The organism is Pontibacter brevis (assembly GCF_054779655.1).
In genome coordinates, this window is sequence record NZ_BAAGXV010000017.1 from 35,325 (window position 1) to 48,438 (window position 13,114).

General features: G+C 48.1%; 15 protein-coding genes and 1 pseudogene. 10 read left to right on the top strand and 6 right to left on the bottom strand.

The window, feature by feature from the left end:
- Positions 1–415 precede the first annotated feature (415 nt).
- A complete protein-coding gene (locus tag ACYVB1_RS04840) occupies positions 416–580 on the top strand; it encodes a hypothetical protein (protein WP_460921147.1) in 165 nt (54 codons plus the stop codon).
- 59 nt (positions 581–639) lie between these two features.
- On the opposite strand, the gene ACYVB1_RS04845 is transcribed toward ACYVB1_RS04840, so the two are convergent.
- Positions 640–861, bottom strand: coding sequence for a hypothetical protein (locus ACYVB1_RS04845; RefSeq protein ID WP_460921148.1), 222 nt, complete (start codon positions 859–861; stop codon positions 640–642).
- Positions 862–1,211: 350 nt separating this feature from the next.
- Here ACYVB1_RS04845 and ACYVB1_RS04850 point away from each other — a divergent pair, with 350 nt between their 5' ends.
- Positions 1,212–1,865, top strand: a complete 654-nt coding sequence (locus tag ACYVB1_RS04850) for a hypothetical protein (protein ID WP_460921149.1) — start codon at positions 1,212–1,214, stop codon at positions 1,863–1,865.
- Positions 1,866–2,040: 175 nt separating this feature from the next.
- On the opposite strand, the gene ACYVB1_RS04855 is transcribed toward ACYVB1_RS04850, so the two are convergent.
- Complete coding sequence (locus ACYVB1_RS04855) at positions 2,041–2,520, bottom strand: vitamin K epoxide reductase family protein (RefSeq protein WP_460921150.1); 480 nt, start codon at positions 2,518–2,520, stop codon at positions 2,041–2,043.
- A gap of 180 nt (positions 2,521–2,700) precedes the next feature.
- Between ACYVB1_RS04855 and ACYVB1_RS04860 the strand changes: the two genes are divergently transcribed.
- Complete coding sequence (locus ACYVB1_RS04860; RefSeq protein ID WP_460921151.1) at positions 2,701–3,732, top strand: SDR family oxidoreductase; 1,032 nt, start codon at positions 2,701–2,703, stop codon at positions 3,730–3,732.
- A 118-nt stretch (positions 3,733–3,850) separates the two neighbouring features.
- On the opposite strand, the gene ACYVB1_RS04865 is transcribed toward ACYVB1_RS04860, so the two are convergent.
- The gene (locus tag ACYVB1_RS04865) at positions 3,851–5,260 is read right to left on the bottom strand and encodes a sialate O-acetylesterase (protein ID WP_460921152.1); all 1,410 of its coding nucleotides are present in this window, start codon (positions 5,258–5,260) and stop codon (positions 3,851–3,853) included.
- Positions 5,261–5,335: 75 nt separating this feature from the next.
- On the bottom strand, positions 5,336–5,494 hold the full coding sequence (locus ACYVB1_RS04870; protein ID WP_460921153.1) for a hypothetical protein: 159 nt from the start codon (positions 5,492–5,494) through the stop codon (positions 5,336–5,338).
- Between the two features lie 38 nt (positions 5,495–5,532).
- Between ACYVB1_RS04870 and ACYVB1_RS04875 the strand changes: the two are divergent.
- Positions 5,533–5,658: pseudogene (locus tag ACYVB1_RS04875) on the top strand (sortase B protein-sorting domain-containing protein); the annotation flags it as partial.
- Between the two features lie 443 nt (positions 5,659–6,101).
- Entirely contained in the window at positions 6,102–6,977 is an 876-nt protein-coding gene (locus tag ACYVB1_RS04880) for an AraC family transcriptional regulator (protein WP_460921154.1), read from the top strand.
- Positions 6,978–7,083: 106 nt separating this feature from the next.
- Here ACYVB1_RS04880 and gyrB read toward each other — a convergent pair whose 3' ends face one another.
- Complete coding sequence (gene gyrB / locus ACYVB1_RS04885; protein WP_460921155.1) at positions 7,084–9,042, bottom strand: DNA topoisomerase (ATP-hydrolyzing) subunit B; 1,959 nt, start codon at positions 9,040–9,042, stop codon at positions 7,084–7,086.
- 284 nt (positions 9,043–9,326) lie between these two features.
- Positions 9,327–9,965, bottom strand: a complete 639-nt coding sequence (locus ACYVB1_RS04890) for an SIMPL domain-containing protein (protein WP_460921156.1) — start codon at positions 9,963–9,965, stop codon at positions 9,327–9,329.
- A 165-nt stretch (positions 9,966–10,130) separates the two neighbouring features.
- On the opposite strand from ACYVB1_RS04890, the gene ACYVB1_RS04895 reads away from it, so the two are divergent.
- The 5 genes from ACYVB1_RS04895 to ACYVB1_RS04915 all read left to right on the top strand — a co-directional run bounded on the left by ACYVB1_RS04895 (position 10,131) and on the right by ACYVB1_RS04915 (position 13,108).
- Positions 10,131–10,460 carry a DMT family protein gene (locus ACYVB1_RS04895; RefSeq protein ID WP_460921157.1) on the top strand — a complete coding sequence of 110 codons (330 nt, stop codon included), beginning with the start codon at positions 10,131–10,133 and terminating at the stop codon, positions 10,458–10,460.
- Between the two features lie 362 nt (positions 10,461–10,822).
- Positions 10,823–11,248 carry a DUF2267 domain-containing protein gene (locus ACYVB1_RS04900; RefSeq protein WP_460921158.1) on the top strand — a complete coding sequence of 142 codons (426 nt, stop codon included), beginning with the start codon at positions 10,823–10,825 and terminating at the stop codon, positions 11,246–11,248.
- 346 nt (positions 11,249–11,594) lie between these two features.
- Complete coding sequence (locus tag ACYVB1_RS04905) at positions 11,595–12,029, top strand: hypothetical protein (protein WP_460921159.1); 435 nt, start codon at positions 11,595–11,597, stop codon at positions 12,027–12,029.
- On the top strand, positions 12,013–12,702 hold the full coding sequence (locus ACYVB1_RS04910) for an SCO family protein (RefSeq protein WP_460921160.1): 690 nt from the start codon (positions 12,013–12,015) through the stop codon (positions 12,700–12,702). Before ACYVB1_RS04905 ends, ACYVB1_RS04910 begins: the two co-directional genes overlap by 17 nt.
- Positions 12,689–13,108, top strand: coding sequence for a c-type cytochrome (locus ACYVB1_RS04915; protein ID WP_460921162.1), 420 nt, complete (start codon positions 12,689–12,691; stop codon positions 13,106–13,108). Before ACYVB1_RS04910 ends, ACYVB1_RS04915 begins: the two co-directional genes overlap by 14 nt.
- The last annotated feature ends 6 nt before the right edge of the window (positions 13,109–13,114 follow it).

The following is a 13,114-nucleotide window of genomic DNA, read 5'->3' on the forward strand; positions in this document are numbered from 1 at the left end:
TAACTGAACCACAAAAGTACAAAATCTATTTTATTAATAAAAAACCAACCTGTAAATCACCCCCACTCCACGACAGTAAAAGGCAAGCAAATACTCAACACAACTAGCTGATAATTAACATATTTTTCACAAACAAAACTATACCTTAAAATAGCAGTAAAAAAATTCAAAGCACAGTGATATTACCTTTGTTAAGCTAAAAACTTAGCAAATAAAAAAAGTTATAAATCACAAATATCCGTTATGAATCAAATGGAGGTGAATATGCTTTTATATGCATACAGAGGGGGCAATAACACCGTTACATGTTGCGGTTTATTCGAGCCACTTATAAGGCATTTTTTTACAAGAAACAAACACCTTAGAGCGGCGGCTGAGAAAATCACCGTTTTTGTCTTGTCTATCCAACGCATTCGTGCGGCTAACTTTTTTTGTGCCGATAGTAGTGGGGCTGCTGCTTTTAGCGCTGCTCTACGATTACTTTGAGCCAGTGAGTGTGAAGCAAAATCCTGTTACCCCCACACGTCTCTGCTGGTGTAGCCAGCACAATTCCGGGCAACTATCTACCTATAAAAAATAACACCTGCCCTTCGGCTAACAGCAAAGGCAGGTGTCCATCTTATTTCAGTGTAATAAAATTTAATGCCTGTATGGCGTTGTCTCGCTTGGGCGTATGAGCAGCCATAAGAGCAGCCCGATAGGCCATGCCAGAAATGCCACTACAATGGCTACTAACCAACCGGGCTTTCCTCTTCGTTCCGCATCTTTATAAGACCATATAATACTCCATAGATAAAGAATAAGTATTACCAGCCCCAAAACAAGGCCTATAATACCAAAATTTAAGATTGTTTCTTCCATAGTATTCATGTTTTTCGGTTATACATGCTTTTGTTTTTTTAACGAACACAATCTGTTTTAGATTAATTATCAACAAATTAGCCTGTAAAGCAACTCAAGAACAAAGCAGTTGAAGCTGTTGTAAGAGTCTTAAGAAAACTTCTAGCAGCAGCTTTCCTGAGGGCTTCTGAATGTGTTGTAATGGCACCTGAAGGCAGTTACCCCCTGTCCCTTACTTGATACACCACCGCGGGCGCCTGTTGTAACTTATGCCTAATTCACCTTTATAGTTTATAAAAGCATCGTCAGGCACAAACATCTCACCTTCAGCGCCGTATTTCCTCTGAGTAAAATGTTTAGAACTTAAGCTTTTGGAGGAATATTGCGAGATGGGAATAAAAGACATGTTAGGTAAAGTGGCCAAGGAATTGAAAGTGGCGCAGGGCGAAGACACGAAAGACAAGTTATACACCAACGAGAAAGAGTTTCCGGATGAAGCCACGGCCATACAGGAGTTTGAACGGGCAAAACAGAAACTCTTTGATGTGAACCTGTGGTCAAACCTGCCGGGCCTTAACTCTGAGTTTCTTCTTTACGACCAGCGCGGGCGCCGCACTACGGCCCGCAAACCGGAAATAGGGTATTATATAGAAATAATACTGCCCGCTTCAAACATCGACAACTGGGTAAAAGTAACGGACATAAGAGAAGAGCCAAACCTGGCAGAGTTTACGGTACATCCAAGTGAGAAGCCGCAGGAAATGGGTAACGGGGAAAAAGTTGTGGAGCACTTTTTCATAAAGGAAGCCAGCAGCACGTTCAGGGTGGCACGTGCTGGCAATGTGCTGCACGGATATGAAATAGGAAAGAATGAAGGGATTAATAACCACGGGGAGGAAGCCGGCGACCGTGCTTTACTGAACACGCTGGTAGCCGAAGGTGGCTGGGCTGGCGTGCAGGCCCTGCAATGGGATAAACTGACCCGTTACCTGGTGCATTTGGACGAGGCAGAAACAACAGACTAGGTACCTTCTGAACACAGGCCCCTATGCCTTGCTTCTTTCTCAGGAGCATAAAAAAACGTCTTTGGCGGTGTGGAATGATTTTCCCGCACCGCCAAAGACGCTTTTTTATGTTTTGCATTAACTTACTGCTGCTTCGTAAAGCAACCATATATTTATCCAATTGCACCACCAATAGCTAGTCCCGGCGCTTAAACAGCTTGCGGAGTGGGACCAGAGAAGCAAAGTTGATGGCAGCACCAGCCACACAGTAGATACAAACTTTCTTTTTCACAAAAGCCATGTCGAACAGGTAAAAGGCACCGCCTGCAGCCTGTCCTAAAACAACGCCACCCATCGCCACATCCAGTATGCGCGACTGCTTCTTGAAGCGAGTGGCAGCGGCTGCCAGTATAATAGTAGCTGCGTAGCTACCTAAACTGATAACCCCGTCCGGCATACCAAGCAAAACAGCTTCCTTTGAAGAATTTATTTCCTCTGTGTCGAATACTTCACCGGGCAAGTCTGGCATGTTCCTGATAAAGCCCAGTTGAAAAAGAGTTATCAGGCTGAAGTCCACCAAGCCTAAAGCAGACAAAGCCGCAATCTGGCGGCGGTACTCCGCTGCCTCTGACGTGTCTTTCCTGATTTTATCAATAATAGTTTTTTCTTGTTTCATAGCTTCTGTTTTATTCTATCTCCTCTACGCGACCGCCCTGCCATGGTTCCTGAACAAACTATTGAATCCCAAACATATACACCGCACTATACTGTACGCTTTCCCAGCTTTACTTATAACTAAGTCAGGAAAGGAGGCGTACCATCAGCAAGAGAAAATGATAATTAACCTGCCATAACTATGAATGAAAACAACAGTGACTACAAGGGTGTAGCGGTGGTGACCGGGGCCTCAGCAGGTCTTGGACGGGCCATTGCCCGCGAGTTAGCAAAAAAAGGATATGATGTGGGCCTCCTTGCCCGCGGCCTGGACGGATTGGAAGGCGCAAAAAAAGAAATAACAGCCTTAGGCCGTAAAGCTGTTTATGTACAGGTGGACGTAGCCGACGCCGACGCCGTAGAAAACGCAGCCGCTAAGATTGAGGAAGAACTCGGAGAGATTGCTGTGTGGGTAAACAATGCCATGAACAGCGTGTTCAGCCCGGTCAAGAAAATGAAGGCGAATGAATACAAGCGTGTGACCGAGGTGACTTACCTTGGCCAGGTGTATGGTGCCCTCTCAGCACTCAAGCGCATGCTGCCCCGTGACCGTGGTTCTATTGTGTTTGTTGGCTCTGCGCTTGCGTACCGGGGCATCCCGCTACAGTCGGCTTACTGCGCCTCAAAGCATGCCATACAGGGCTTTTACGATTCGCTGCGCACCGAACTGATGCATGATAAGAGCAATGTGAAGATAACGATGGTGCAGTTGCCTGCCATGAACACGACACAGTTCGGCTTTGTGAAATCCCGTTTGCCCAATAAGCCAAGGCCAATGGGCACCATCTATCAGCCAGAGGTAGCTGCAGAAGTTATTGTATATGCCGCTGAGCATGAACGCCGGGAATATCGCGTAGGCTATTCTACTCTGGAGGCAATCATTGGCAACAAAATAGCTCCCTGGTATGCAGATTATGTGCTGGCTAATAACGCGTTTGAAGGGCAGCAAACAGACGAACCAGAAGATCCGAACCGGGACCACAACCTTTGGGAGCCTCTACCGGGAGACCATGGCGCGCACGGCAGCTTTGACGACCAAGCCACCTATTCCAGTCCGCAGGTATGGCTCAGCCTTCACCGCGACAAAATCATAAGCGGGGCTCTGGCTTTAGGCGGTGTTGTGCTTGGAGGACTTCTGGCCTCGAAGTGGGGTAAGGGAAATGATGAAGACTAGCAGCGATAAAGAAACAACTGCTATAGGTTAAACAAAAGAGCCATTCATGAATGTGAATGGCTCTTTTGTTTTTGACAGAAAGATGGCGCGCTGTTACTCTGTTACTTCAAACCACCAACTAAAGCTGCTGCTTCATCGGCCAGTTGTCTGTTCTGAAGGAAGAAGCAGGCAGGCCTGCTTTGTTAAATAGATTAGGCTCTACGGTATTGCTCCACTCATAGCGTACTGCCACAGGCTTCTTCACTGACTTCGCCTGCACCACTACCGTGTTTCCTTCAATTCTGGCATCTGCTTTTACAAAATGTTGGTCTTCGCCGGCAATCTCAAAGTTCGGTAAAGTCTTGCCTTTGCTCACTAGTCCATTTTCTGCATAATCAAAGAAAAGCCTTACTTTTTTGCCTTCCACTTTCATTTCCCGAAATAAAGGCCCCGAAGCAGGACGCTCTGTTTTGCCGTAAGTTTTGTTCAACGCCAGGTTAGCCAGGCGCTTGCCCACGTCAATTTTATTTCTGGGGTGAATGTCGTCGTTATTGCCGATGTCGCTCACCACCACCATACCGGTGTTGGGTGTGCGCAGGCTCTTGCGTTGCGAGTCTCTTAACAGTGCTCCCGCATAGGGACCATAGTCTTTGTATGGAGCAATCTGTACAAAGTAGAACGGAAATTCACAGCCCCACCCGCTGCGCCAGTTCTTGATGAGCGCAGGCAGCAAAGTAGCATAGGCCTCCGGTGTACCTGTGTTGGACTCTCCCTGGTACCAGAGCGCGCCAGCAATACGGTACGGAATCAGGGGGGCAATCATGGCGTTATACGCCTTACCAGGCTGCACCGGCCCCCACTCTACTTCCTTTTGCTGTGCCGCTGCTTCCTTCAGCACCGGGTTTGCTGCAATGGTTTCAGGGCTCACCCACACCTCCCCGGGAGTGCCACCCCAGCTGCTGTTTATCAGCCCTACCGGCACTTTTAGTTCCTGGTGCAGTTCCCTTCCGAAGAAGTATGCAACGGCGCTAAAGTGTTTCATGGTTTCCGGGGCGCTCACCACCCACTCGCCCTTCAGGTCAAGCTGTGGTCCATCTGCCGTCTGGTGGGCCACACTGAAGAAGCGTATCTCCGGGTAACTTGCCTTTGGCACTTCCTGCTCAGCTCCCTCAATACCCGCTGCGGCTGACCACTCCATGTTCGATTGGCCGGAGGCAAGCCATACCTCGCCAATCAGCACATCGTTTATTACAATGGTATTATACCCTTTGATCGTGACGGTGTAGGGGCCTCCTGCGGCAGGTGTGTTCAGCTTTACTGACCACTTTGCCTGATTGCTGGCTTTTGCCTTTACAGGCTTGTTGTCCCAGCTTCCCGTAACGGTTATTTCTTCGCCAGTCTTGCCCGAGCCCCAGATAATGACTTCTGCCTTATGCTGCAATACCATGTGGTCGCTAAAAATAGCCGGCACAGTTACGGCCCATGCTGCATTCACTACACTTAAACTTAATGCCAGCATAATCTGAAAAATGATGCGGTTCTTTTTCATCTATTAATGTGCTTGTTTTTGCTACATTGAATGAAAGCAAAAAAGCTGATGATTACAACCAGCTTCTTTGCGCTATTAACTTATCTCCCTCCCACCTGTTAACCTACCGCAGCGGTGTACCACTTCCTGGCAGACACGGGCGTTGTGGTAAGGGCATTTCCAGAAGCCGATTTTATCTTCGGCTTTCATCAGGCTGTAATCGTCGTTTACTCCCCAGAACCACTCACCCTGCATGTGTAACTTATAACTTGTTGTTTGATTAACCTTCAGACCATGGCGCAATAGCATTGTATGCAGCCCTCTTCCTCGCTTCCGGGTTACTTTTAGTGAGACCTGATAACAGTAGCCGTGCACTGATATTCCTGAGGCCGGAACAACATAAACATCAGCTTGCATAGCTAAAGATCAAAAAATATCCTTGTATATAAGTAAGTACTCAGTAACTTGAATCCGCTATACAAAGCTAAATGTATTTTTCTCCAACTTGTAATACTATTTTATCAAAACTTTGATTAATTTAATTCATACGCCCTAATTCCGGCTTTTGCAGAAGAAGGACCTTGAACTTTTACACCAGAAGTAAGGCAGAGAAATAGATCGCTTCAACAAGATAAATCTAAGGAGGAATCATGCATTGTACCCATCTAATGCATTTTTATTGAAACCATAAGGAAGAAAAAGGTGGCTGCATCGCCAAACCAACATAGTCTTCAAAACTAATTTGTGGCTGCAGGAAACTTGTACATGCTAGCAAAGACACCAATACTTTTTTTACCCTGTTTTAACAGGATATATCGTATCATAAAATCAGCTTAAGCCAGTAAAATTTTTACCCGACACTATGAAGTCTGCTGCCTACAGGGAGATAACACCACTCACCCAAAACGACTGCTTTACTGTTTTCTCCAGAAACAAAAAGGAGTTTAAATTCCCGCTACACTACCACGAAGAATTTGAACTGAACCTGATTTCAAATGCAGCCGGGGCCAAACGCGTGGTTGGAGACAGTATAGAGGTGATTGATGACCTTGAATTGGTTCTGGTAGGCAGTAACCTGCCACACGGCTGGTTTACCCACCAGTGCCAGAGCGGGAACATCAACGAAATCACGATCCAGTTTCACCGCGACTTGTTTGACGAAAAGTTCTTGAGACGCAACCAGCTAAGCTTTATCCGCACGTTGCTGGAGCGCTCGGCCAAGGGAATTTCCTTTTCGCAGGAAACAAAGGAGGCGTTCAAACCGCGGCTGGAGCAACTGGCTAAAAAGAGCGGCTTTGATTCTGTGCTGGAGCTGATTTCCATTTTGCATGACCTGTCTATTTCGCGGAACATGCGCACCTTATCAAACAGCACCTTTACCTCGGAGCAATTCAGCTACTACAGCAGAAGAATAGAGAAGGCCTTTGAGTACATGCAAAACTATTATGACAAGGACATTACACTGGCTGATATCTCGAAAGTGGTAAATATGCCAGAGGTATCCTTCAGCCGCTTTATAAAGAAACGTACAGGTAAAACCTTTGTGGAGAGCTTAAACGAGATACGGCTCGGCCACGCCTCCCGCATGTTGATTGACACCACCGAGACCATTTCGGAAATCTCCTATAAGTGCGGCTTCAACAACCTCTCTTATTTTAACCGGGTGTTTAAAAGGGAAAAAGGCAGTACACCAAAAGAGTTCCGACAGAATTACTCCAGCTCCTGTGTGATAATTTAAACAACACCTTGAGTACCCTTGAATACGATATCTTAAACCCTATAAAATGGCAGGGGCTGCATCTAAAAAAGATGCAGCCCCTGCCATTTTATATTTTACCTGAAGTTTACACGTCTACACGGGCATACTTGGCGTTGCGTTCGATAAAGTCCCGGCGTGGACCAACTTCGTCACCCATCAGCATCGAGAACAGGTGGTCAGCCTCAGCGGCAGACTCAATAGACACCTGCTTCAGGCTGCGGTGGTCAGGGTCCATGGTAGTGTTCCAGAGTTGCTCCGGGTTCATCTCACCAAGACCTTTGTAACGCTGCACACCCACGCTTTCCTCACGGCCTTTACCCAATTCCTGAATAGCCTGGACACGGTCCTGCTCACTCCAGCAGTAACGCTCCTCCTTGCCCTTCTTCACGAGGTACAATGGCGGAAGCGCTATGTAGATATAGCCGTTCTCAATCAGTTCCTTCATATAACGGAAGAAGAAAGTCAGGATCAGGGTACGGATGTGAGAGCCGTCCACGTCCGCATCCGTCATGATAATGATCTTGTGGTAGCGAAGCTTCTCCATGTTCAGGGCCTTGTCGTCTTCTTTTGTACCGAAGCTCACACCCAGGGCCGTGATCATGTTCTTGATTTCCTCGTTTTCGTAGATACGGTGCTCCTGCGCTTTCTCCACGTTCAGGATTTTACCGCGCAGTGGCAGAATAGCCTGGAACTTACGGTTTCGGCCCTGCTTGGCAGAACCACCCGCTGAGTCACCCTCCACCAGGTATATTTCGCAGTTCTCCGGGTTGCTGTCAGAGCAGTCGGCCAGTTTACCAGGAAGGCTGGTGCTGGAAAGCACACTCTTGCGCTGCACCATCTCACGTGCTTTACGCGCTGCAAAACGAGCCTGCGCCGCCAGTATCACCTTCTGCACAATCGTGCGGGCCTCTTTCGGGTTCTCTTCGAGATACTGGGTCAGCATTTCGCCTACCGCCGTATCCACGGCACCGGAAACCTCTGAGTTACCAAGCTTGGTCTTTGTCTGGCCTTCAAATTGTGGCTCCTGCACCTTTACAGAGATAACGGCTGTCAGACCTTCGCGGAAGTCGTCACCGGCAATTTCTATCTTCACCTTGTCCAGCATCCCCGACTTATCGGCGTATGCCTTCAGGGTGCGGGTAAGGGCGCGGCGGAAACCAGCCACGTGCGTACCGCCCTCTATGGTGTTGATGTTGTTAACATAAGAGAAAATGTTCTCAGCGTAAGACGTGTTGTACTGCAGTGCAATTTCCACCGGCACACCATTCTTTTCGCTCTCCACATGGATCGGCTCCGGAATCAGGGTCTCACGTGTCTCGTCCAGGTAAGCCACAAACTCTTTCAGACCGCCCTCAGAAAGGAAGGAAACAAATAAAGGCTCCCCCTGGTCGTTCTTCTCACGCATGTCCGTCAGGTTAATGCGGATGCCTTTGTTCAGGAAAGACAGTTCGCGCAGGCGACTGGCAATGGTATCGTACTTGTACTCTGTGGTGGTGAAAATAGAAGCGTCCGGCTGAAAACGAACCGTTGTTCCTGTTCTGTCGGTTTCACCTATCTCACGCACCGGGAACGCAGGCACGCCAATGTTGTAGTGCTGCTCATATATTTTTCCGTCGCGGTGCACCGTTACGTGCAGGTCAGTAGAAAGTGCATTCACACAGGATACACCCACCCCGTGCAAACCACCGGATACTTTGTAGGTGTCTTTGTCGAATTTACCACCTGCGTGCAGCACCGTCATCACCACCTCCAGGGCCGAACGACCTTCTTTGGCATGGAAGTCTGTCGGGATACCGCGCCCGTTGTCGGACACCGTGATGGAATTGTCTTCGTTTATGGTTACAGATATTTCGTCGCAATGACCGGCAAGAGCTTCGTCAATGGAGTTGTCTACTACCTCCCAAACGAGGTGGTGGAGGCCCTTGATGCCGATATCGCCGATATACATGGCCGGACGCTTTCGAACTGCTTCGAGACCTTCCAATACCTGAATGCTATTGGCTGAATAATTGTTAGCTTTTGCTATATCTTCTACGTCACTCATGTTGTGTTATAAGAAAGATTGAATAGGTAAAATTACCACTTTTATTTCGTTTATACTATACTTTTAAGAGGCATACAGGCAGCTTAAAAAGCACTGTGTTTCCTCCTCCCTGTTTTAAGGGATATAAACGCTTCTATACGAACAAGAAAAGCTGCTGAATAGTGCCTTTACCGCTTCTGCGCATCCCTTAAAAACACAAAAGGGCAACCCGATCCGGCAGGCTGCCTTTTGCTGGTATAGAAACAGAAAAACCTCTTACAGCATGCTGCTACAGGCAGATAGCGTTACAGCAACCGCGCCTTCACCTTCAGGCGCGCTACCATGCGGCGGTTAAAGTCGTTATATTCCGGACCATAAGGCACTGTGTTATCCAGTTCCTCTACTCCTACAATCCTGTAGCTGCCTTCACCCTTACCCAGGAAGCCGAGTTTTGCCTTGGCATTCTGCAGCGCTTTCTGCATCAGTTCCTGCTGCACCTGCTGTCGCCTGGCTGGGTCCAACACAGTGCCCGACACATTCACGCTGAACGGGAATTTATGGCGTAGCACATCCTGCATAATGCGCCCGTACATGACACTGTCTGCCACCGTAATATTGTAGGAAACACTGGTCTGGTACATCTCCGGCCGGATCTTCTCCTGCCCCATCTGCTCCGGCATATAATGGAGGTAGATGTTCTCGCTGGTGAGCACCATACTCGGCACTTGTTTTTGCAGGGAGTCGGCCCATTGCATAAACTTGCTGCGCATGTCCATGGGACCGTTGTAAGAAAGGTTGAGGCGGTAACCGGCATCAAACATGGCCTGCTCATGCTCCCCGATTACCTCGATGTAATCCTCCTGTGCCTCATCGCGATGCTGACAGCTGCTTAGGGCGCCAAAGCCGGCCAGCAGCACCAGCACCCATATGTTTACTTTTTTCATAGTTATATAGTGTATGCATATATAGTTTCAGGATACCTAGAACCATACCAGATCATAACTGCCGCCGCCCGCATTGGGAAAGTTTTATATAAGAGAGGAAATGCCTGCCTTCATTTGAATATTAGTATTTAAAATCACCAGATTTGCAGGTATAAACCTGGTACCATGCGAACGATTATTCTGCTCCTTATCTCTAACATCTTCATGACCTTTGCCTGGTATGGGCACCTTCGGTTTAAGGAGGTATCGCTTTGGAAGGTGATTCTCATCAGCTGGCTGATTGCCTTTTTTGAGTATTGCTTCCAGGTGCCTGCCAACCGTATCGGCTACGGCCAGTTTACCGCCTTTCAACTTAAGACCATACAGGAGGTCATCACGCTGGTGGTGTTCATCGGCTTCTCTGTACTGTACCTGCGCGAAGACCTGAAGTGGAATTACATAGTGGGTTTTGCCCTAATCCTGGCTGCTGTATTCTTCGTGTTTAAGAAGTGGTGAGGCTACAGCTAATCTTATTCTGGAGTACCTCTCCAGAGTTCTGGCCCGGCGCTCCGTTACGTTTCATTATTACGCACCCATAGCTCTAAGAAAGTGACTTGTAAACTGTTGAGGATGGTAAACAGTTGGCTTCTCCGAACCTAAAAAGCTCTCCTATAGCGCTTCCATCCAAACGACCTCCCGCTGTCCTGCAGGGTCTGCTTTTAAGTTCTGCTCGTCAGACTTCATGCTTTGGCTTATACTGCGTTTATCATCCGGATATCAGACTTGCGTATTTATGATTGGAGGTGCCACTGAAAACCCTCTGAGGTTGCTCTCGTTATTTTTAATATATGTTTAACACTAAAAAAGGAGGTAAAACTATGGCAATGAACTTTGAAAATTATTTAAAAGACTCGAAAACATGGCTCCATGAATTATGCTCTTACCTGGGTATAGATGACGAGCAAAAGGCAGCAAGAATTTTCCGCTCGGTGCTGCACGCCATCCGCGACCGTATTCCGACCGGTGAGGCCATTCACTTTGCGGCGCAGTTGCCAATTGTATGGAAAGGAATCTACTACGACGGCTTTACCATTCACGAACCGGTGCGCATCCGGCATGAGGATGAGTGGCTGGAGTTTATCCGAAGCAAAGACTCAGGCGCCGGAGAAGTAGATTTCCCGACACTGGACCACGCTTACTATGCCTTCCATGATGTGATGTCTTTCCTTCGGGACCACATATCAGAAGGACAGTACGAACAGATAGCGCAGGCACTGCACTCAGAAATTACAGTACCAGCCTAAACACTAAGCAAAACAAACGAAAAGACTCTTGAGAGGTCTGGCTCCGGCCAGGCCTTTTTGTTTTGAAAGCACAGGGTTGAAAAACATCCACATAATAGGGGCAGGTAAAGCAATGCTTCCCCAATTTCTTCTCCTCTCAGAAACACCGCCTTCTAAACTTGTTCTTGCCAGCATGCAGCCATACCTTTGCAGCCATTAGCTCAGCTCTTCAAAAATGGAGGCACCTGCATCTTTTACCGCTTTAGGCAAATAAGAAGCAACAGTAGTAAATGAAAACAAACGCCTGCTTCAAACAAGTAAACTAAACCTTTTTGCCCTGTAAATCATTTTATACCTGAAGCGAATCATGAAAAAGCACCTTATACAAATCATTCTGCCGATCCTGCTGCTTACAGCGTGCCATACAGGCCAAACGGAGGCAACACAACAGGAGGAGCTGGAGGCGAATGTGATGACTATACACGACGATGCCATGGCCAAAATGGGCGACATCTATAAGTTGCGCCGTAATTTCCGAAGCCTCCGCGATACCCTGGCAGCACAGCAAGCCGATACCGCCACTTTGCAGGCACTGCAGCAGCAGATAGATGAACTAAACCAGGCTGACGAGGTGATGATGGTCTGGATGCGAAATTACAGCGCACCCGATAGCCTGCAGCACGAGCAGGCAATGCGTTACCTGCAACAGGAACTACAGAAAATAGAACGTGTACAAACAATCATGGACAGCACCATAGCGGCTGCCCGCCAAAAATACCAGCAATATGAGCAACAGAAATAAAATCACCCTCAGGAAAACAGTTCTTGCCGTCGCCATGGCGCTTTCAACCGGCTTCTTATACAGCTGCAGCGAGAGCGGGGCCAAGGAAAAAACGCTGCCCATTCTTGGTGAGCGCGAAGCGGTGGAGCGGGAAGTAAACGGCCAGTTGGTGGTAGACACACTTTACCACCAGATTCCGGATTTTGCTTTCATAAACCAGGACAGCCAGCGGGTAACGCAGGCAACAGTGGCAGGAAAGATTTATGTTACAGACTTCTTCTTTACCTCCTGTCCTTCCATCTGCCCTAAAATGAAGAGCGAGATGCTGCGGGTGTACGAGGAGTATAGGGATAACCCGAATGTGGTGCTGCTCTCCCACTCCATCGATCCGCAGCACGATACAGTTGCCGTGCTTAAGGACTATGCTGACCGCCTGGGCGTACAATCCAGTAAATGGCATTTCCTGACAGGAGAAAAAGATAGCATCTACGATATCGCCTCAAAATACCTGGTGGCAGTGCAGGAAGACGGTGACGAAGCCGGAGGCGGTTTCACCCACGGTGGCCACTTTATACTGGTGGATGAGCAACGTCGTATCCGCGGCGTATACGATGGCACAGAAGAGGCTTCTGTTGACCAGTTGCTACAGGATATTCCTTTACTGCTGAACGGGAAACAGCATGAGAAAAACTAGATGGGTAGCGGTGGTGACAGGTGCCTTAGCCCTCACCACCCTTACACAGTGCTTCACAAATAAGCAGAACGAAGGACAACGCCTGTATGAAGCGAACTGCCAGAGCTGCCATATGGAAGACGGCAGCGGTCTCCGCAATCTGATACCACCTATTGCAGGAGCCGACTATTTGCAGGAGCACCGCGAAGAGCTGCCTTGCCTTATCCGCCACGGCATTGAAGGTCCCATGGTAGTAAACGGGGAGGAATACAACCGACCAATGCCTGGGATAGAAACCATGCGCACTGATAAAATTACGAACCTGCTCAACTACATCCAGACCAACTTCGGAAACAACAACGAGCGGTATACTTTGCAGGAAGTGGACACGCTGTTAGAATCCTGCCCGCCGCACCGGCATGAATGAAAATCA

Coding starts and splice junctions, on each gene's coding strand:
- ACYVB1_RS04845 (WP_460921148.1), bottom strand. CDS start 861: ATGGAAGAAACAATCTTAAATTTTGGTATTATAGGCCTTGTTTTGGGG.
- ACYVB1_RS04855 (WP_460921150.1), bottom strand. CDS start 2,520: ATGAAACAAGAAAAAACTATTATTGATAAAATCAGGAAAGACACGTCA.
- ACYVB1_RS04860 (WP_460921151.1), top strand. CDS start 2,701: ATGAATGAAAACAACAGTGACTACAAGGGTGTAGCGGTGGTGACCGGG.
- ACYVB1_RS04865 (WP_460921152.1), bottom strand. CDS start 5,260: ATGAAAAAGAACCGCATCATTTTTCAGATTATGCTGGCATTAAGTTTA.
- ACYVB1_RS04870 (WP_460921153.1), bottom strand. CDS start 5,494: ATGCAGGGTGAGTGGTTCTGGGGAGTAAACGACGATTACAGCCTGATG.
- ACYVB1_RS04880 (WP_460921154.1), top strand. CDS start 6,102: ATGAAGTCTGCTGCCTACAGGGAGATAACACCACTCACCCAAAACGAC.
- gyrB (WP_460921155.1), bottom strand. CDS start 9,042: ATGAGTGACGTAGAAGATATAGCAAAAGCTAACAATTATTCAGCCAAT.
- ACYVB1_RS04890 (WP_460921156.1), bottom strand. CDS start 9,965: ATGAAAAAAGTAAACATATGGGTGCTGGTGCTGCTGGCCGGCTTTGGC.
- ACYVB1_RS04895 (WP_460921157.1), top strand. CDS start 10,131: ATGCGAACGATTATTCTGCTCCTTATCTCTAACATCTTCATGACCTTT.
- ACYVB1_RS04900 (WP_460921158.1), top strand. CDS start 10,823: ATGGCAATGAACTTTGAAAATTATTTAAAAGACTCGAAAACATGGCTC.
- ACYVB1_RS04905 (WP_460921159.1), top strand. CDS start 11,595: ATGAAAAAGCACCTTATACAAATCATTCTGCCGATCCTGCTGCTTACA.
- ACYVB1_RS04910 (WP_460921160.1), top strand. CDS start 12,013: ATGAGCAACAGAAATAAAATCACCCTCAGGAAAACAGTTCTTGCCGTC.
- ACYVB1_RS04915 (WP_460921162.1), top strand. CDS start 12,689: ATGAGAAAAACTAGATGGGTAGCGGTGGTGACAGGTGCCTTAGCCCTC.